Here is a 16625-nt window from a genome sequence, read left to right as displayed (position 1 = left end):
ATACCCTCTCGGACGGGCGGCGCGCAGCGCCTGGGGAGCCAATTCATGAGCCGATACTGGAGCGAGGTCGTGCACGGCCTCACACCCTATGTGCCGGGCGAGCAGCCGATGATCGCCGGCCTGATCAAGCTCAACACCAACGAGTGCCCCTACGGCCCCAGCTTGCGCGTGCTGCAGGCCATCCGCGAGGCGGCAACGGAAGACCTGCGCCTGTATCCCGACCCCGAGGCGCGGGCGCTGAAAGACGCCATCGCCGTCCATCATGGTCTGCAGGGCGAGCAGGTGTTCGTCGGCAATGGTTCGGACGAAGTGCTGGCCCATGTGTTTCAGGCGCTGCTCAAGCACGACGCGCCGCTGCTGTTCCCCGACATCAGCTACAGCTTCTATCCGGTCTATGCCCGGCTGTACGACATGGCCACGCGCCTGATGCCCTTGCGCGACGACTTCAGCCTCGGCGTGGACGACTATTTGCAGGTCGGACGCGACGGTCGCGTCGGCGGCATCATCTTTCCCAACCCCAACGCGCCCACCGGCATGGCGCTGGCCCTGGCCGAAGTCCAGCGCCTGCTGACAGGCTTTCCCGACGCGGTGGTGGTGGTCGACGAGGCGTATGTCGATTTCGGCGCGCAGAGCGCCGCCGCGCTGATCGACCGCCATCCCAACCTGCTGGTGGTGCGCACCTTGTCGAAAGCCCGCGCCCTGGCTGGTTTGCGGGTGGGTTACGCGCTGGGCCATGTCGATTTGATCGAAGCCCTGGTGCGGGTGAAGGACAGCTTCAATTCCTACCCGCTGGACCGGCTGGCCATTGCCGGCGGCGTGGCCGCCATGCAGGACGAAGCCTGGTTCGAGCGCACCCGCGCACTCATCACCGCCAGCCGCGGCAAGCTCGTCGCCGGTTTGCAGCAACTCGGCTTCGAGGTGTTGCCATCGGCCGCCAACTTCGTTTTTGCGCGCCACCCACGGCATGCCGGCACCGAGTTGGCTGCCAAGCTGCGCGAACAGCGCATCCTGGTACGCCATTTCCGTCAGCCCGAGCGCATTGCGCCGTTCCTGCGCATCACCGTCGGGACCGAGGCGCAGTGCGAGGCCTTGCTGCTGGCGCTGGCCGACATCCTGCAGCCAGCGTCTGCGCTTCGGTAACATCGCGTCATACCGCTTTCTTCGCGGTTCCATCACGGCCAAACCCGTTTTCCCAGCCTCCACGCATGCGTATCGCCCAGGTCACCCGCCAAACCGCTGAAACCCGCATCAGCGTCGAACTCAATCTCGACGGCAGCGGGGTGTCCAAGCTTGCCACCGGCATTGGTTTTTTCGACCACATGCTCGATCAGATCGCGCGTCATGGCCTGGTCGATCTCAGGGTGCAGGCCGAGGGCGATCTGCACATCGACGGCCACCACACGGTGGAGGACGTCGGCATCACCATCGGCCAGGCCCTGGCCAAGGCGATTGGCGACAAAAAAGGCGTGCGCCGTTACGGCCACGCCTATGTGCCGCTGGACGAAGCGCTGTCGCGCGTGGTGATCGATTTTTCCGGCCGTCCAGGGCTCGAATGGCATGTGCCTTTCACCCGCGCCATGATCGGCGAGTTCGACGTCGATCTCGCCCACGAATTTTTCCAGGGCCTGGTCAATCATGCCTTCATCTCGATGCATGTCGACAATCTGCGCGGCGACAACGCCCACCACCAGTGCGAAACGGTGTTCAAGGCTTTCGGCCGCGCGCTGCGTGCGGCGGCCGAAATCGACCCGCGCATGGGCCAGACCATCCCCTCGACCAAGGGCTCGCTGTGACCACGCCTGCGGCGCGGATCGTCCGCACCTGATTCGCCACACCACACCACCGTTCCTTCCGACGCCCGCATGAAAACGGTCGCCATCGTCGATTACGGCATGGGCAATCTGCGCTCCGTGTCGCAGGCCGTGCAGCATGTCGCCAAGGGTCTTCCCTGGCAGGTGGTGGTCACGTCCGACGCTCGGGTGGTGCGCGCTGCCGACCGCATCGTGCTGCCCGGTCAGGGCGCCATGCCGGACTGCATGCGCGAGCTGCGCGACTCCGGCCTGCAAGCACCGGTGCTTGAAGCCGCAGGCGGGCAGGCGCGCAGCGGCAAGCCACTCTTTGGCGTCTGCGTCGGCATGCAGATGCTGCTCGACCGCAGCGAGGAAGGCCCGACACAAGGTCTGGGGCTGATCGCCGGCGAGGTGCGCCGCTTCCAGCTCGCTGGCCAGAACCAGCCCGACGGCAGCCGCTACAAGGTGCCGCATATGGGCTGGAACGCGGTGCACCCGGTGGCGCACGACGGCCGAGTTCACCCTTTGTGGGCGGGCGTGGACGATGGCGCGGCGTTCTACTTCGTGCATAGTTTCTATGCGCAGCCGACAGCAGAGCGCAGTATTGCGGGCCGCTCCGAGTATGGCGTGACCTTTGCCAGCGCCATCGCCCGGGATACGATTTTCGCCACCCAGTTTCACCCTGAAAAAAGCGCCGCGGCAGGCCTTGCGCTCTACCGCAATTTCCTCGACTGGAATCCCTGACCCGGCTGCCCGGCAGGATGTCCCGAACTCGTTGTCGACCCGTCCCATGTTGCTGATTCCCGCGATCGATCTCAAGAACGGCCAGTGCGTCCGCCTGGAGCAAGGCGAAATGCAGGCCGCCACCGTGTTTTCCACCGAGCCCGCCGCCATGGCCCGGCACTGGGTGGAGCAGGGCGCGCAGCGCCTGCATCTGGTGGACCTGAACGGCGCCTTCGCCGGCCGGCCGGAAAACGAGCCTGCCATCCGCGCCATCCTGCGCGAGGTGGGCGAAGACATTCCGGTGCAACTCGGCGGTGGCATTCGCGACCTCGAGACCATCGAGCGCTATCTGGACGATGGCCTGAGCTTCGTCGTCATCGGCACCGCCGCGGTGAAAAACCCCGGCTTCCTGAAAGAGGCTTGCAGCGCCTTCGGCGGCCACATCATCGTCGGCCTGGACGCGCGCGACGGCAAGGTCGCCACCGATGGCTGGAGCAAGCTCACCGGCCATGAGGTGGTCGATCTGGCGCGCAAGTTCGAGGACTACGGCGTCGAGGGCGTGATCTACACCGACATCGGCCGCGACGGCATGCTCACCGGCCTGAACATCGACGCCACCGTGCGCCTGGCCGAGGCGCTGTCCATCCCCGTCATCGCCTCCGGCGGCCTGGCCGGCATGGCCGACATCGAACGCCTGATTGCGGTGGAAAGCAGTGGCGTCGAAGGCGTGATCTGCGGCCGGGCCATTTACACCGGTGCGCTCGACTTCAAGGCGGCGCAGCAGCGCGTCGCGGCCGCGGCCGCCGGCTCGGCCTGATCACGGCGCAAGGCCCAAGCTCTCCCACTTCCATGCTGTTCAAACGCATCATCCCCTGCCTGGACGTGACCGGCGGCCGTGTGGTCAAGGGCGTGAACTTCGTCGGTCTGCGCGACGCCGGTGATCCGGTGGACATTGCCGCGCGCTACAACGAACAGGGCGCCGACGAACTCACCTTCCTCGACATCACCGCCACGTCCGACGGCCGCGACCTGCTGCTGCACATGATCGAGGCGGTGGCGTCGCAGGTGTTCATTCCACTCACGGTCGGCGGCGGCGTGCGCACGGTGGACGATGTGCGCCGTCTGCTCAACGCCGGCGCCGACAAGGTCAGCTTCAATTCCGCCGCCATCGCCAACCCGCAGGTGATTGCCGACGCTTCCGCCAAATACGGTGCGCAGTGCATCGTCGTCGCCATCGACGCCAAACGCCGCGCTGGCGACGACCTCGCCGCGCGCGGCGCCGGCTGGGACGTCTACACCCACGGCGGCCGGCGCAATGCCGGCCTCGACGCGGTGGACTGGGCCTGCCGCATGACCGTAGCCGGCGCCGGCGAAATCCTGCTCACCAGCATGGACCGCGACGGCACCAAGGCCGGCTTCGATCTCGACCTCACCCGCGCCGTGGCCGACGCCGTTCCGGTGCCCGTCATCGCCTCAGGTGGTGTCGGCGGCCTGCAAGACCTCGCCAATGGCATCACCCAGGGCCATGCCGACGCCGTGCTGGCCGCGAGCATCTTCCACTACGGGCAACACACCGTCGGCGAGGCCAAGCGCTTCATGGCCGGCCTGGGCATCCCGATGCGCGTGAACGCATGATGAAGGCACAAGCCATCCGGGGCGTCTGGGTCAACGCAGTCCATAGCAGCATGATGACTACACTTCCAGCATGAACTGGCTCGACGAGATTTGCTGGGACGCCAGCGGCCTGGTTCCCGCCATTGCGCAGGAAGCGGGCAGCAAGGATATTCTCATGGTGGCCTGGATGAGCCGGCAGGCGCTGCAGCGCACGCTGGAACTGGGCGAGGCCGTGTATTGGTCGCGCTCGCGCAAGCGCCTGTGGCACAAGGGCGAGGTCTCCGGCCACGTGCAGAAGGTTGAATCCATCCGGCTCGATTGCGATGGCGACGTGGTGCTGCTGACGGTGCGCCAACTCGGCCACGACCCTGGCATTGCCTGTCATACCGGACGCCATTCCTGTTTTTTCCGCGAGTTGCGCCAAGGCGAATGGGCCACGGTCGAACCCGTGCTGAAAGATCCCGAGCAAATCTACACATGAAGCCATCTTCACCAGCGCCCGACACGCCGGGCTGCGACGTGCTCGACCGCCTCGCCGCCGTGATCGAAGCCCGCAAACAGGCCGATCCAGCCTCGTCCTACGTGGCCCGTCTTTTCGCCAAGGGCGACGATGCCATGCTCAAGAAGGTTGGCGAGGAAGCCACTGAATTCGTCCTCGCGGCGAAGGGCGGAGAGCGCCAGTCCATCGTCCATGAAGCGGCCGATTTATGGTTTCACACCCTCCTGGTCTTGGCCCATCACGGCATTTCGCCGCGTGAGGTCTTGGCCGAATTGGCGCGGCGCGAAGGTTTGTCGGGCATCGAGGAATTCGCGCGCCGCAGTGCGTCGTCACCCAAGTAGCCAGGCTTGACAGCAGCCCGTCGTGAGCGCCTCATTCGAGTTTGCATCCAAACCCTGATTTGACTCGTACTGTTCATCAACATGCACGACCCCAACTGTATTTTCTGCAAGATCATTGCCGGCACCATCCCGTCGAACACGCTGTACGAGGATGATGGGGTCGTGGCTTTTCATGACATCAACCCGGCCGCACCGGTCCATTTTCTGCTGGTGCCCAAGCGCCATATCGCCACGCTGGCGGCAGTGGAACCTGGCGACCAGGCCTTGCTCGGTAAAATGCTGGCGTTGGTTCCGCGACTGGCCGAGCAGCTAGGCTGTGGCGATGGTTTCAAAACCGTCATCAACACCGGACCGAATGGCGGGCAGGAGGTTTACCACCTGCATCTTCATGTCTTGGGCGGCCCTCGCCCCTGGAAACGCGCGACGATCTGAAAGTCGCTAAGGAGTATCGAAATGGGCTCATTGAGCATTTGGCATTGGCTGATCGTCCTGGTCATCGTGATGATGGTCTTCGGCACGAAAAAGCTGAAAAACATGGGTTCCGACCTGGGGTCAGCCGTCAAGGGTTTCAAGGACGGCATGCGCGACGGCGATGCCGAGGCCACCCCGGGCACAACGGCTGCCGACAAGCAGCTGGGTGCCCAGGCCGGCGCGGTGAAGAAGGACACCATCGACGTCGAGGCCAAGGAAAAATCCTGATCGCCGGACAGCGGCGCCGGGCCGGCCATGTTGCCGGCTTTTTTATGCATCGGCACCGCAAGGTCTGAGCAACAGCCATGTTCGATATCGGCATCTCCGAACTGGGCGTCATCGGCGTGGTCGCGCTGATCGTGCTCGGCCCCGAAAAACTCCCCAAGGTGGCGCGCACGGTGGGCAATCTGCTCGGCCGGGCGCAGCGCTACATGGCCGACGTGAAATCCGAAGTGAACCGGCAAATGGAGTTGGACGAGTTGCGCAGCATGAAGTCCACGGTCGAGTCGGCAGCGCAGGACATCCACAACACGGTTTCCAAGAACATCGGCGACGTCGGCCAGGAATTCGACTCGGCCTGGAAAGAAGCCACCGCAGGCCTGGAGGACGGATCGCAAACAGCGTTCGATGCTCCCTCCATTGGCGACGGTCTGGGTTTCGAGAGCCATAAGCCCAAGCGCCTGAAAAAATCCACCGGCCAAGCCGTTCCGCTCTGGTATCGCCGCCAGGCCCGGGTACGCAGTCACGCCCTGTCTGGCGCGGCCCGCGTGGCGCGCCACCGTCCCCGTTCCGGCCGCTGAAGCCCGCACTCCTTTCCTGCCGCACACGTGACTGATCCCAAGCCGTCCGACTCCCCGAATCCGGAAGCCGAGCAGCCCTTCGTGACCCATCTGGTCGAGCTGAGAAATCGGCTCATCCGCGCTGTGGCCGCCATAGGCATCGTCTTCGCCATCCTGGCCATCTATCCCGGCCCGTCCGGTTTGTTCGACCTGTTCGCCAAGCCGCTCATTGCACATCTGCCGCACGGCTCGGGCCTCATTGCCATCGGCGTCATCACGCCCTTCCTGGTGCCGCTCAAGCTGACCATGCTGACGGCGTTGATGATCGCCCTGCCCGTCGTGCTGTATCAGCTCTGGGCCTTTATCGCGCCGGGGCTGTATGCGCACGAGAAACGACTGGTTGTCCCTCTGGTGTTCATCAGCACCATTCTTTTTTACCTGGGCGTGGCCTTCGCGTATTTCATCGTTCTGGGAAGATTGTTTACCTTCATCCAGGACGTGGCGCCCAAGGTGGTGACGGCCGCACCCGATATCGAGTCTTACCTGAGCTTCGTGCTCACCTTGTTCATGGCTTTTGGCACCGCTTTCGAGGTGCCGGTGGTGCTGATGCTGCTGGTGCGTTTCGGCATGCTCACCATCGAGCAGCTCAAGGCCTGGCGCAGTTACTTCATCGTCGTGGCCTTCATCATCGCCGCCGTCATCACCCCGCCAGACGTGTTTTCGCAAACCTCGTTGGCCGTGTCCATGATTTTGCTGTACGAGGTGGGCATCATCGGATCGCGGGTGCTGGGCAAGTACGCACGGCCGCCCGATGAAGACGCCGATCAACCCAAGGATTCGGATCCCCCGGCCTCGTGACCACTGCTGCAGCCCAAGGTGCCGCAGCCAAGTGATCCGTTCCGAATGCCCTCAGGCTGCTCCGAGGAGGTTGAGAAAACTTCGTGAGCGCACGCGTTTTCTCACGCGCCTCCTAGGGTGCGCCACCCTCGGCGTTTCCGCTTTCCTCATCCCGCAGCATGGCTGGCCCTTGCGGACGGGTGCCAATCTTGACCTGAAGTTGCTGCTCATGCCCTTGGCGCAAGATGCGCACTGCGGCGGCGCTACCGGGTTTGAGGGCAGCCACGGCGTTGAGCAACTGGCCCGTGTTGTGCACCGCCTGCCCGGCAACGTCGAGCACCACATCGCCCGCGCGCATGCCGGCTCGGTCAGCAGGTCCGTGACGTAACACCGCGGCAACAATCACTCCGTCGGTCACGGGCAGGCTCAGGGCCTGGGCCAGTTGCGGGCTGATGTCCTGTGGCTCCACGCCAATCCAGCCGCGCACCACATGCCCGCTCTGCACGAGTTGCTGCAGCACGTTGCGCGCGGTGGACGCCGGCACGGCGAAACCAATGCCGAGCGAGCCGCCCGAGCGCGAGAAGATCGCGGTATTGATGCCCAGCAAATTGCCGTTCACGTCCACCAGCGCCCCACCCGAATTGCCGGGATTGATGGCAGCATCGGTCTGGATGAAGTTCTCGAAGGTGTTGATGCCCAGTTGCGTACGCCCGAGGGCGCTGACGATGCCCTGCGTCACCGTCTGCCCGACGCCGAAGGGGTAGCCAATGGCCAGCACCACGTCGCCGACACGCGCCTTGGTCTCGTCGCCGAAGGCCAGGGTGGGCAGATCGTGCAGCTTGATCTTGAGCACCGCCAAGTCGGTGTCGGGGTCGCGCCCCACGACCTGAGCGGCCGCTTCGCGTCCATCCGCCAGCTTGACCTCGATTTCCTCCGCACCCTCGATCACATGGTTGTTGGTCAGCACATAGCCCGTGGGGCTGACGATCACACCCGAGCCCAGCCCCACCGTGGGCGCGCGTGCGTCGGAGCCCCCGAAAAATCGCCCCGACAGCGATCCCCGGCCTGGCTTGGGCGCACGCGTCGTAGTGACGGATACCACCGCCGGCATGGCCTTCCGCGCCGCGCCGCTGTAGGAGCCCGCCGCAGGCGCAGCAGTCGGTCCAGGCGCGGCCTGCAACAGCTGCAAGACCGTCGTTTGGCCAGGGGCGCCGGCGCTGCGTTCCAGCCATTGCGGCGCCAGCATCCGTACCGCGAACACCACGCCCAACGCGATCGTTGTCGCCTGAGCGAAAATCAACCAAAACCTGCGCATACCCACCTTCCCTGAACATGATCGACCGCGAGCAATTGGCCGCCTATCTACGCGATTTTCTGCGCACCGATGGCTTTGAGGATTATGGCCCAAACGGCTTGCAAGTCGAGGGCAGGGCGCGCATCCGCCGCGTCGTCAGTGGCGTCACGGCAAGCCTGGCGCTGATCGAACGCGCCGCCCAGCAGGGCGCCGACGCCATCCTCGTGCATCACGGCTGGTTCTGGCGTGGTGAAGACCCGCGCGTGGTGGGCCAAAAGCGCAAACGCCTGGCCGCGCTGATGGCGGCTGACCTCAATTTGTTCGCCTATCACCTGCCCCTGGACGCGCATCCCCTGGTGGGCAACAACGCCCAATTGGCCGCGCGCATGGGGTGGCGGGCCGATGGTCGTTTTGGCAAGCAGGATCTGGGCTGGCTGGGCTCGGCACCCGCGCAGGAAACGCTGGCCGATCTTGCTGCTGAACTCGGGCGCAAGCTCGAGCGCGCGCCCGTGCTGGTGGGCGATCCCACCGCGCGCGTCGGCCGTCTGGCCTGGTGCACCGGAGCCGCGCAAGGCTGGGTCGAGCAGGCCCATGCCGCCGGTGCGAACACCTACATCAGCGGCGAGATTTCCGAGCCCACGGCGCACTTCGCCCGCGAGATGGGCATCGCCTATCTCGCGGGCGGCCACCACGCCACCGAACGCTACGGCGTGCAGGCGCTGGGCGGGCACCTGGAACGCAGTTTCGGCATCGAGCACCGCTTCATCGACATCGACAATCCGGCATGAACCCGACACAGCCCCTGGCCATCACCATGGGAGATGCCGCCGGCATCGGCCCGGAAATCATCGTCAAGGCCTTCGCCGCGGGGCAGGCGCAGGATTGCGTCGTGGTGGGCGATGCCCAAGTCATCGCTGCGGCCGCCGCCCGTCTGGACATTCCCGGGGCCTTGGGGCCGAGCGTGGCGCGCATCGAGCAAGTGGCGCAATGGCACGGCCTGCCTCCCGGCGTGATCCCCGTGCTGCAGGCCGATGGCCTGGAGCCCGGATCGCTGCGCGACCTTGCGCCTGGACGAGTGGATGCACGCGCCGGCGCGGCGGCGCATGCCGCCATCGTCACCGCCGCGCAAGCGGCGCTGCGCGGCGAGGTCGCCGCCATCGTCACGGCGCCCGTTCATAAGGAGGCCTTGCATGCCGCGGGTGTGCCTTTCCCTGGCCACACCGAGTTGCTGCAGCATCTGGCGGGGGGCGCGCCGGTGCGCATGATGCTGGCCAATGACGAGCTTCGAACCGTGCTCGTCACCATCCACATGAGCGTTCGCGAGGCGATCGATGCCGTCACGTTCGAAGCCGTTCTCGACACCTTGCGCATCACCCACGCAGCCGCACAGCGCTGGGGTCAGGCGCACCCGCGCATTGCAGTGGCGGGTTTGAACCCGCATGCGGGTGAGGGCGGTTTATTCGGCGATGAAGAGATTCGCATTCTTACCCCGGCCATCGAGCAGGCCCGGGCCGAGGGCATCGATGCCAGCGGGCCGCATGCGCCCGATACGGTGTTCATGCGCGCCCGCAATGCCCCTGGGCATGCGGGCGCGTTCGACGTGGTGGTCGCCATGCTGCACGACCATGGCCTGATTCCGGTGAAGTACATGGGGCTGGACGCAGGCGTGAACGTCACCCTCGGCTTGCCCTTCGTGCGCACCAGCCCGGACCACGGCACGGCATTCGACCTGGCAGGGCGTGGATGCGCCAATCCAGCCAGCCTGGCGAGTGCCATCGCCATGGCGCGGCAACTCATCAGCCGCGCTTAGTTCGGTTTCAGCGTCTGAGCGAGTCGCGAATGTCTCGCAGCAGCAAGATTTCCTCGGGGTCGGCTGCGGGTGGTGCCGGGGGTTGCGCGCGCTTGAGCTTGCTGATGAGCCGGACCATCATGAAAATGATGAAGGCCAGGATCAGAAAGTTGATGGCGATGGTGATGAAGTCGCCATAGGCCAGTACAGGAACGTTCGCCTTTTTCAAGGCGGCAAGCGTCATTTCCGTTCCTGCGGGAACCGTCCCCAGCGGAATAAAAAAATTCGAGAAATCGATCTTGCCGATGATGGCTCCAACCACCGGCATGATGATGTCGCCCACCAGGGCTTCGACGATCTTGCCGAAGGCGCCGCCGATGATCACGGCAACAGCCAGATCGATCACATTGCCTTTGACGGCAAACTCCTTGAAATCAGTCAGCAAGTTCATCGTGTCACTCCCGTAGTCAGTGGATAAGGGTGACCCAATGTACCGCCCAGCGCTTGGATTGGACACCTTTGTAAAGCCCGGCGGGCGGGTTGCGACCCATGGAAGTTGGGTCGATTTAGTGAGATGGCCAGCCGATGTCACAGCGCATTTTTGCGGTGCAGCAAGGCGTTTATTGATGAAACGCAATGCATCGTCCCTAAATCAGTGAGTTCTTATACATGCTTTTCCTAATGCGAAATTCGTGCTGGGGGACCAGAATTCCATCGCTTCACTACCGCTCCGAAACGATGGATTCCCAACGCCGCATTTGGTTGATTGCCACAGGTGCCGCCACCTGCTTTGCAGGCGCGGCAACCGCCGTCCCTTTTATTGAATCGATGGAGCCATCGGCCAAAGCCAAGGCCGAGGGTGGGCCGATCGAAGTCGAAATCGGCCAGCTGCGTCCCGGTGAAAAACTGACCGTGCTGTGGCGGGGGCAACCGGTGTGGTTCTTGCGCCGCACGCCGCAGATGCTGGCTTCGCTGAACGTGACGCAATCGCTGGTGGCCGATCCACTGTCCAAACGCATGGCCTTTCCCACGCCGGCCTGGGCGCAAAACCAGTGGCGCTCCATCAAACCCGAGTTCCTCGTGGTCATCGGCATTTGCACGCATCTGGGCTGCTCGCCTGTCGACCGATTCACCCCGGGCGCCCAGCCCTCCTTGCCAAGCGACTGGCAAGGCGGCTTCCTCTGCCCCTGCCATGGTTCCGAATTCGATCTCGCAGCGCGCGTGTTCAAGAACATGCCGGCGCCGGACAACCTGCCCGTGCCCCCGTATCACTACATCAACGACCGAAAAATTCTTCTCGGTGAATACAAGGCCTGAAGGCCCCAAACGGAGATCAAGCCATGGCTGATCAGACTCTGCCGGATCCCGGCGTGCCTGCCGAAACTCCACGCGGCGGCTTGCGTCAATGGATCGACGACCGTTTCCCGTTCTCCGCGCTTTGGGCTGCACACCTGAGCGAGTATTACGCGCCGAAGAACCTGAATTTCTGGTACTACTTTGGCTCACTCGCCATCGTCGTGCTGGCCATCCAGGTCATCAGCGGCATTTTTCTGGTGATGCACTACAAGCCCGATGCGGCACTGGCGTTCGGCTCGGTCGAATACATCATGCGCGACGTGAGCTGGGGCTGGCTGATTCGCTACATCCACTCCACCGGGGCATCGGCGTTCTTCGTCATCATTTACATGCACATGTTCCGCGGCCTGCTCTACGGCTCATACCGCAAGCCGCGCGAGTTGGTGTGGATTTTCGGCTGTCTCATTTTCCTGTGCCTGATGGGCGAGGCTTTCTTCGGCTACCTCCTGCCCTGGGGTCAGATGTCGTTCTGGGGTGCGCAAGTCATCGTCAACCTCTTTTCCGCCATTCCCTTCATCGGTCCCGACCTCTCGTTGTGGATTCGTGGCGACTATGTGGTGAGCGACGCCACGCTCAACCGCTTCTTCGCCTTCCACGTCATCGCCATACCACTGCTGCTCATCGGGCTGGTGGGGGCACACATCATCGCGTTGCATCAAGTGGGCTCCAACAACCCGGACGGCATCGAGATCAAGGCCAACAAGGACGCCCGCGGCAATCCGCGCGATGGCATTCCCTTCCATCCCTATTTCACCGTGCACGACCTCTTCGGGCTGTCGGCTTTCCTCACCATTTTCAGTGCCGTGCTGTTCTTCGCGCCGACCTTCGGTGGCTACTTCCTGGAGCACAACAACTTCATCCCGGCCGATCCGCTGAAAACCCCGCCGCACATCGCCCCGGTCTGGTACTTCACGCCCTTCTACTCCATGCTGAGAGCCACCACCACCACCTCTGTCCATCTCTGGATGGCCGTGCTTGCAGCCGCTGCGTTATGGGGAGCCTGGCGCCTGCGGCGCAGCCCCCTGCGTTTGGCCGCGCTGGCTGCAGGCATGGCTTTTCTGCTGTGGGCTATGGCCACGGTCGATGCCAAGTTCTGGGGCGTCTTGGTGATGGGTGGCGCCGTCATCTCGCTGTTCTTCCTGCCTTGGCTGGATCACTCCCCGGTCAAGTCCATCCGCTACCGCCCGAAATGGCATTTTTCGCTGTTGATTCTGTTTGCGCTTGACTTCATCGTGCTTGGCTATTTCGGCATCTCCGAACCGTCTCCCGTCGGTTACTGGATCTCGGTGACCTGCACCTTCATCTACTTCGGCTTCCTTTGGCTCATGCCCTGGTGGAGCCGTCTCGGCGTGTGCAGAGCGGTGCCCGAACGCTTGGTCTATCACCCCCACTGAGCATGATCATGATCCATCCATTCCGCTGGTTGCTGCGCCTGGCGCTCGCGCTGGGGCTGAGTTGCGCTGCCTTGACGGCACACGCGGCAGCCGAACAAGAACGTATCGCGCTACAGCATGCTCCCTATCGGGTCAACGATTTGCTCGCTCTGCAAAACGGTGCGAAGCTTTTTGTCAACTACTGCCTCAACTGCCACAGCGCCAAGTACATGCGCTATGAGCGTTTGCGCGCCATTGGCTTGACGGCAGACCAGGTGCAGAAAAACCTGATGTTCAGCGAATCCAGGCTCGGGGACACGATGAAAGTCGCGATGACGCCAGCCCAGGCCGAGGCCTGGTTCGGCGCTTCCCCGCCGGACCTGAGCGTGATCGAGCGGGCACTGGCCTCCCATCGTGGTTCTGGCGCCGATTACCTGTACACCTACCTGCTTTCGTTTTACCGCGACCCCACGCGCCCGACGGGCTGGAACAACTTGGTGCTCCCCGGAGTCGCCATGCCCAACCCGTTGTGGCCCTTGCAGGGCGAGCGCGCAGCGAAGTTCGTGCTCACGAAAGACCCAGCCGCCGCGGGCCTCCAACTCAAGCGCTTTGTCGCGTACGAACAGCTCACGCCTGGAAGTTTGAGCCCGACGCAGTATGATTCACAAATTGCCGATCTTGTGGCCTACATGCAATGGATGGCCGAACCGGACCAACTCGAACGCAAACGACTGGGCGTTATTGTGTTGCTCTTTTTGGCCCTGCTCACCTTCATCACCTGGCGCCTCAAGTCCGAATACTGGAAAGATGTGAGTTAGTTGAACCGAGTCCCTCCAGGGACCCGGCAGCAGTGTCCATAGGCCCGCCTTTTTGGCCGGCTGTCGCGGGGGTGAGCATGCTCACTCCCTTCGCTTTTTCAGGAGTCGCCTCTTATGATGGTGCTTTATTCAGGCACGACCTGCCCATTCTCGCAGCGTTGCCGTTTTGTCCTGTTCGAAAAGGGCATGGATTTCGAAATTCGTGATGTCGATCTCTTCAACAAACCTGAAGATGTGAACGTCATGAACCCCTATGGTCAGGTGCCCATTCTGGTCGAGCGTGACCTCATCCTGTACGAATCCAACATCATCAACGAGTACATTGACGAGCGTTTTCCGCATCCCCAGCTCATGCCGGGTGACCCGGTGGCGCGTGCCCGGGTGCGTTTGTTCCTGTTCAATTTTGAAAAGGAATTGTTCGTGCACGTCTCCACACTCGAGTCTCGTGCCAGCAAAGCCAATGAAAAGGCCATGGAAAAGGCCAGGGCCGCGATTCGTGACCGCCTGACCCAGCTGGCGCCGATTTTTACCAAGAATCGTTTCATGCTGGGTGATGAATTCTCCATGCTCGACGTCTCCATCGCGCCCCTGCTCTGGCGCTTGGACCACTATGGCATCGATCTGCCCAAATCAGCCGCGCCGCTCTCCAAGTATGCCGAGCGCATTTTTCAGCGCCCTGCCTACATCGAGGCGCTCACGCCTTCGGAAAAGGTCATGCGCAAGTAATTCCGGCAGCAGGAAGAGTCATGACCAACTCGGCTGAAAATCCAAGTTCGACCAAGCCCTACCTGTTGCGCGCCCTCTACGAATGGTGCACCGACAACGGACTGACACCCTACCTGGCAGTTCACGTGGACAGCCAGGTGCGGGTGCCGCGCGAGCATGTCAAGAATGGCGAAATTGTGCTCAACATCAGTTTCGGCGCGACCACGGGCCTGAAGATCGGACATGACGACGTGCGTTTCAAGGCGCGCTTCGGCGGAGTAGCCCGCGACATACTCGTGCCCGTGAGCCACGTCACTGCGATCTACGCCCGCGAGAATGGGCAGGGCATGGCGTTTCCCATCCCCGAATCCGGCGCTGGTGATCCTGCTGCCGCCGGCTCAGTCGAAGGCGAAGATGCGCAGACGCCTGAGACAGCGCCAGCAAGCCATCTTCATGCCGTGCCCGACAGCACTCAAGCCGCCGCAGAGATCCCTGAGCAAGCTTCCCGCTCAGTCGATGCATCCAAGGCCGAGGGCGAGCCGCCGGCTGATCCCCCCCCGCGGCCTTCCGGGGGACATCTCAAGCGCGTGAAGTGAACGTTTGAGATCGCAACCCGAAGTCGCCGCTTCACCAGGGAAGTCCCTGCCGCTTTAGCTCAGTTGGTAGAGCAATCGCCTTGTAAGCGATAGGTCGTCTGTTCGAGTCAGACAAGCGGCACCAAAAAAACCTGCAAATAGAACCTCGATATTGCATCGCTCCCGGGTTTGAAGAGCTGGACAATGCAAACTTTTTGTATCAGAATGTGACTGAGCTCTAAACAGCTCTTTCAGGGAGTGTGCAATTCACCCGGGCTCTGCCCGGGTATTTTTTTGCTCGCCAGACTCGTGCAGCCCGGCAGCGTTCTCAGTCTTGCAAAAGTGCAGTCGGCTTGTCGTGCTGTTGCGCAGCCGCATGAACGTGTTTTTCGAACGCTGCAGCAGTCCGACGGCTGTTGGCGTACACGCGTATGGACGCAGACGCATAATTCGCTATTGCAAGTCAGCGCGACAAAGGTTCAAGTTCATGGCTCACACAGTCCCCCACCCAACGCAATTGACGGTTCACCGCCAGTCGCGTGATCTGGAAATCGCCTTCGATGATGGCGCGGTGTTTCGGCTTCCGTTCGAACTGCTGCGGGTGTGTTCGCCTTCAGCCGAGGTGCGTGGACACGGTCCTGGCCAGGAAACCCTGCAGACAGGGAAACGCGATGTCTTGATCAATCAGCTGGAATACGTGGGCAATTACGCCGTGCAACCGACTTTTTCCGACGGTCACGACACGGGCATCTTCACCTGGGAATATTTGTATTTCCTGGGTTCGGAGCAGTCGCAGTTGTGGAGTGACTACCTGGAGCGACTTGCCGCGGCTCAAGTGGACCGCGATGCCGCAATGGTGACGGCTGATGCCCCATCGAGCGGTGGCTGTGGGCATGGAGCGCACCATGGCCATTGAGTCCGGTGAAGCAACTACACACTTCGGCTTCGAGACCGTGGCCGAGCGTGAAAAGGCGCAACGCGTGGCGCAGGTCTTTGACTCGGTCGCGCCCCGCTACAACCTGATGAATGACTTGATGAGTGCCGGCCTCCACCGGGGCTGGAAAGCCTTCACCGTGGCGCTGGCAGCCGTGCGTCCCGGGCATCGTGTGCTCGACATCGCCTCCGGCACTGGTGACTTGGCCCGTGCATTCGCGCCGCAAGTCGAACCGGGCGGCATGGTCGTGTCGACCGACATCAATGGTGCCATGCTGGCCGAGGGGCGAACCCAGCTGGAAGATGCAGGCTTGTGTGTGCCGGCAGCGCTCTGCGACGCCGAAATCCTGCCATTTCCCGATGGCAGCTTTGACCGCGTGAGCGTGGCTTTTGGCCTTCGCAACATGACCCACAAGGACCTTGCGCTGGCGGAAATGCGCCGCGTGCTCAAGCCAGGCGGAAAACTGCTGGTGCTCGAGTTTTCTCGTCCCTGGGAACCGCTGCGCGGCATCTATGACTGGTACTCCTTCCGCATACTGCCACGCCTTGGACAATGGGTCGCGGGCGATGCCGACAGTTACCGCTACCTGGCTGAATCCATCCGCCAGCACCCGGATCAAGCCAGCTTGAAGACTCTGATGCTCGAGGCCGGATTCGCCAAGGTCGACTGGTATAACCTTTCGGCCGGAGTCGTCGCGTTGCATATTGGCCTCAAGGCTTGAAGGAAC

The 16625-nt window shown here is 62.9% G+C and carries 22 protein-coding genes and 1 tRNA gene; 21 read left to right on the top strand and 2 right to left on the bottom strand.

Going from position 1 to position 16625, the window contains the following annotated elements; all coding sequences use genetic code 11:
* Positions 1 to 45 precede the first annotated feature (45 nt).
* From hisC to tatC, 11 genes are all read left to right on the top strand, one after another.
* Positions 46 to 1140 carry a histidinol-phosphate transaminase gene (gene hisC, locus THIX_RS20005; protein WP_112487611.1) on the top strand — a complete coding sequence of 365 codons (1095 nt, stop codon included), beginning with the start codon at positions 46 to 48 and terminating at the stop codon, positions 1138 to 1140.
* A 65-nt stretch (positions 1141 to 1205) separates the two neighbouring features.
* Entirely contained in the window at positions 1206 to 1793 is a 588-nt protein-coding gene (gene hisB, locus THIX_RS20000; protein WP_112487610.1) for an imidazoleglycerol-phosphate dehydratase HisB, read from the top strand.
* A 69-nt stretch (positions 1794 to 1862) separates the two neighbouring features.
* On the top strand, positions 1863 to 2534 hold the full coding sequence (gene hisH, locus THIX_RS19995; protein WP_112487609.1) for an imidazole glycerol phosphate synthase subunit HisH: 672 nt from the start codon (positions 1863 to 1865) through the stop codon (positions 2532 to 2534).
* 46 nt (positions 2535 to 2580) lie between these two features.
* Entirely contained in the window at positions 2581 to 3330 is a 750-nt protein-coding gene (gene hisA / locus THIX_RS19990) for a 1-(5-phosphoribosyl)-5-[(5-phosphoribosylamino)methylideneamino]imidazole-4-carboxamide isomerase (RefSeq protein ID WP_112487607.1), read from the top strand.
* 32 nt (positions 3331 to 3362) lie between these two features.
* A complete protein-coding gene (hisF, locus tag THIX_RS19985) occupies positions 3363 to 4148 on the top strand; it encodes an imidazole glycerol phosphate synthase subunit HisF (protein ID WP_112487605.1) in 786 nt (261 codons plus the stop codon).
* A 70-nt stretch (positions 4149 to 4218) separates the two neighbouring features.
* The gene (gene hisI, locus THIX_RS19980) at positions 4219 to 4608 is read left to right on the top strand and encodes a phosphoribosyl-AMP cyclohydrolase (protein WP_112487604.1); all 390 of its coding nucleotides are present in this window, start codon (positions 4219 to 4221) and stop codon (positions 4606 to 4608) included.
* Positions 4605 to 4967 carry a phosphoribosyl-ATP diphosphatase gene (locus THIX_RS19975; RefSeq protein WP_112487602.1) on the top strand — a complete coding sequence of 121 codons (363 nt, stop codon included), beginning with the start codon at positions 4605 to 4607 and terminating at the stop codon, positions 4965 to 4967. The genes hisI and THIX_RS19975 overlap by 4 nt, the downstream gene beginning before the upstream one ends.
* 81 nt (positions 4968 to 5048) lie before the next feature.
* On the top strand, positions 5049 to 5399 hold the full coding sequence (locus tag THIX_RS19970; protein ID WP_112487601.1) for a histidine triad nucleotide-binding protein: 351 nt from the start codon (positions 5049 to 5051) through the stop codon (positions 5397 to 5399).
* Positions 5400 to 5420: 21 nt separating this feature from the next.
* Positions 5421 to 5666: a Sec-independent protein translocase subunit TatA gene (gene tatA / locus THIX_RS19965; RefSeq protein ID WP_112487600.1), complete on the top strand. Its 246-nt coding sequence runs from the start codon at positions 5421 to 5423 to the stop codon at positions 5664 to 5666.
* 77 nt (positions 5667 to 5743) lie between these two features.
* Entirely contained in the window at positions 5744 to 6238 is a 495-nt protein-coding gene (gene tatB / locus THIX_RS19960; RefSeq protein ID WP_112487598.1) for a Sec-independent protein translocase protein TatB, read from the top strand.
* 27 nt (positions 6239 to 6265) lie between these two features.
* On the top strand, positions 6266 to 7075 hold the full coding sequence (gene tatC / locus THIX_RS19955) for a twin-arginine translocase subunit TatC (protein WP_112487596.1): 810 nt from the start codon (positions 6266 to 6268) through the stop codon (positions 7073 to 7075).
* Between the two features lie 112 nt (positions 7076 to 7187).
* Here tatC and THIX_RS19950 read toward each other — a convergent pair whose 3' ends face one another.
* Entirely contained in the window at positions 7188 to 8369 is a 1182-nt protein-coding gene (locus tag THIX_RS19950) for a trypsin-like peptidase domain-containing protein (protein ID WP_112487595.1), read from the bottom strand.
* A 17-nt stretch (positions 8370 to 8386) separates the two neighbouring features.
* On the opposite strand from THIX_RS19950, the gene THIX_RS19945 reads away from it, so the two are divergent.
* Together THIX_RS19945 and pdxA are read left to right on the top strand one after the other, a co-directional pair.
* Positions 8387 to 9136, top strand: a complete 750-nt coding sequence (locus THIX_RS19945; protein WP_112487594.1) for a Nif3-like dinuclear metal center hexameric protein — start codon at positions 8387 to 8389, stop codon at positions 9134 to 9136.
* The gene (gene pdxA, locus THIX_RS19940; protein WP_233224648.1) at positions 9133 to 10158 is read left to right on the top strand and encodes a 4-hydroxythreonine-4-phosphate dehydrogenase PdxA; all 1026 of its coding nucleotides are present in this window, start codon (positions 9133 to 9135) and stop codon (positions 10156 to 10158) included. Before THIX_RS19945 ends, pdxA begins: the two co-directional genes overlap by 4 nt.
* A gap of 7 nt (positions 10159 to 10165) precedes the next feature.
* Here pdxA and mscL read toward each other — a convergent pair whose 3' ends face one another.
* Positions 10166 to 10588: a large conductance mechanosensitive channel protein MscL gene (gene mscL, locus THIX_RS19935; RefSeq protein ID WP_112487593.1), complete on the bottom strand. Its 423-nt coding sequence runs from the start codon at positions 10586 to 10588 to the stop codon at positions 10166 to 10168.
* 287 nt (positions 10589 to 10875) lie between these two features.
* Between mscL and petA the strand changes: the two genes are divergently transcribed.
* From petA to THIX_RS19895, 8 genes are all read left to right on the top strand, one after another.
* Complete coding sequence (gene petA, locus THIX_RS19930) at positions 10876 to 11454, top strand: ubiquinol-cytochrome c reductase iron-sulfur subunit (protein WP_112487592.1); 579 nt, start codon at positions 10876 to 10878, stop codon at positions 11452 to 11454.
* Positions 11455 to 11477: 23 nt separating this feature from the next.
* Positions 11478 to 12887: a cytochrome bc complex cytochrome b subunit gene (locus THIX_RS19925; RefSeq protein ID WP_112487590.1), complete on the top strand. Its 1410-nt coding sequence runs from the start codon at positions 11478 to 11480 to the stop codon at positions 12885 to 12887.
* 8 nt (positions 12888 to 12895) lie between these two features.
* Positions 12896 to 13684, top strand: coding sequence for a cytochrome c1 (locus THIX_RS19920; protein ID WP_233224647.1), 789 nt, complete (start codon positions 12896 to 12898; stop codon positions 13682 to 13684).
* A 114-nt stretch (positions 13685 to 13798) separates the two neighbouring features.
* Entirely contained in the window at positions 13799 to 14410 is a 612-nt protein-coding gene (locus tag THIX_RS19915; protein ID WP_112487586.1) for a glutathione S-transferase N-terminal domain-containing protein, read from the top strand.
* Positions 14411 to 14430: 20 nt separating this feature from the next.
* On the top strand, positions 14431 to 14985 hold the full coding sequence (locus tag THIX_RS19910) for a ClpXP protease specificity-enhancing factor (RefSeq protein ID WP_112487585.1): 555 nt from the start codon (positions 14431 to 14433) through the stop codon (positions 14983 to 14985).
* A 48-nt stretch (positions 14986 to 15033) separates the two neighbouring features.
* Positions 15034 to 15109: transfer RNA gene (locus THIX_RS19905), tRNA-Thr, on the top strand.
* A gap of 342 nt (positions 15110 to 15451) precedes the next feature.
* Positions 15452 to 15880 (top strand): gamma-butyrobetaine hydroxylase-like domain-containing protein, encoded by a 429-nt coding sequence (locus THIX_RS19900; protein ID WP_112487583.1) that lies wholly within the window; start codon positions 15452 to 15454, stop codon positions 15878 to 15880.
* Positions 15870 to 16619: a class I SAM-dependent methyltransferase gene (locus THIX_RS19895; RefSeq protein ID WP_112488497.1), complete on the top strand. Its 750-nt coding sequence runs from the start codon at positions 15870 to 15872 to the stop codon at positions 16617 to 16619. The genes THIX_RS19900 and THIX_RS19895 overlap by 11 nt, the downstream gene beginning before the upstream one ends.
* Positions 16620 to 16625 lie beyond the last annotated feature (6 nt).

Source organism: Thiomonas sp. X19, assembly GCF_900089495.1.
Taxonomy (GTDB): domain Bacteria; phylum Pseudomonadota; class Gammaproteobacteria; order Burkholderiales; family Burkholderiaceae_C; genus Thiomonas_A.
Note: the sequence above shows the minus strand (reverse complement) of the source record. Positions and strands in the feature narration are given on the sequence as shown.

What these genes read in the sequence shown, in the direction of transcription:
- hisC (WP_112487611.1), top strand. Translation starts at nt 46, where the DNA reads ATGAGCCGATACTGGAGCGAGGTCGTGCACGGCCTCACACCCTATGTG.
- hisB (WP_112487610.1), top strand. Translation starts at nt 1,206, where the DNA reads ATGCGTATCGCCCAGGTCACCCGCCAAACCGCTGAAACCCGCATCAGC.
- hisH (WP_112487609.1), top strand. Translation starts at nt 1,863, where the DNA reads ATGAAAACGGTCGCCATCGTCGATTACGGCATGGGCAATCTGCGCTCC.
- hisA (WP_112487607.1), top strand. Translation starts at nt 2,581, where the DNA reads ATGTTGCTGATTCCCGCGATCGATCTCAAGAACGGCCAGTGCGTCCGC.
- hisF (WP_112487605.1), top strand. Translation starts at nt 3,363, where the DNA reads ATGCTGTTCAAACGCATCATCCCCTGCCTGGACGTGACCGGCGGCCGT.
- hisI (WP_112487604.1), top strand. Translation starts at nt 4,219, where the DNA reads ATGAACTGGCTCGACGAGATTTGCTGGGACGCCAGCGGCCTGGTTCCC.
- THIX_RS19975 (WP_112487602.1), top strand. Translation starts at nt 4,605, where the DNA reads ATGAAGCCATCTTCACCAGCGCCCGACACGCCGGGCTGCGACGTGCTC.
- THIX_RS19970 (WP_112487601.1), top strand. Translation starts at nt 5,049, where the DNA reads ATGCACGACCCCAACTGTATTTTCTGCAAGATCATTGCCGGCACCATC.
- tatA (WP_112487600.1), top strand. Translation starts at nt 5,421, where the DNA reads ATGGGCTCATTGAGCATTTGGCATTGGCTGATCGTCCTGGTCATCGTG.
- tatB (WP_112487598.1), top strand. Translation starts at nt 5,744, where the DNA reads ATGTTCGATATCGGCATCTCCGAACTGGGCGTCATCGGCGTGGTCGCG.
- THIX_RS19950 (WP_112487595.1), bottom strand. Translation starts at nt 8,369, where the DNA reads ATGCGCAGGTTTTGGTTGATTTTCGCTCAGGCGACAACGATCGCGTTG.
- THIX_RS19945 (WP_112487594.1), top strand. Translation starts at nt 8,387, where the DNA reads ATGATCGACCGCGAGCAATTGGCCGCCTATCTACGCGATTTTCTGCGC.
- pdxA (WP_233224648.1), top strand. Translation starts at nt 9,133, where the DNA reads ATGAACCCGACACAGCCCCTGGCCATCACCATGGGAGATGCCGCCGGC.
- mscL (WP_112487593.1), bottom strand. Translation starts at nt 10,588, where the DNA reads ATGAACTTGCTGACTGATTTCAAGGAGTTTGCCGTCAAAGGCAATGTG.
- petA (WP_112487592.1), top strand. Translation starts at nt 10,876, where the DNA reads ATGGATTCCCAACGCCGCATTTGGTTGATTGCCACAGGTGCCGCCACC.
- THIX_RS19925 (WP_112487590.1), top strand. Translation starts at nt 11,478, where the DNA reads ATGGCTGATCAGACTCTGCCGGATCCCGGCGTGCCTGCCGAAACTCCA.
- THIX_RS19920 (WP_233224647.1), top strand. Translation starts at nt 12,896, where the DNA reads ATGATCCATCCATTCCGCTGGTTGCTGCGCCTGGCGCTCGCGCTGGGG.
- THIX_RS19915 (WP_112487586.1), top strand. Translation starts at nt 13,799, where the DNA reads ATGATGGTGCTTTATTCAGGCACGACCTGCCCATTCTCGCAGCGTTGC.
- THIX_RS19910 (WP_112487585.1), top strand. Translation starts at nt 14,431, where the DNA reads ATGACCAACTCGGCTGAAAATCCAAGTTCGACCAAGCCCTACCTGTTG.
- THIX_RS19900 (WP_112487583.1), top strand. Translation starts at nt 15,452, where the DNA reads ATGGCTCACACAGTCCCCCACCCAACGCAATTGACGGTTCACCGCCAG.
- THIX_RS19895 (WP_112488497.1), top strand. Translation starts at nt 15,870, where the DNA reads ATGGCCATTGAGTCCGGTGAAGCAACTACACACTTCGGCTTCGAGACC.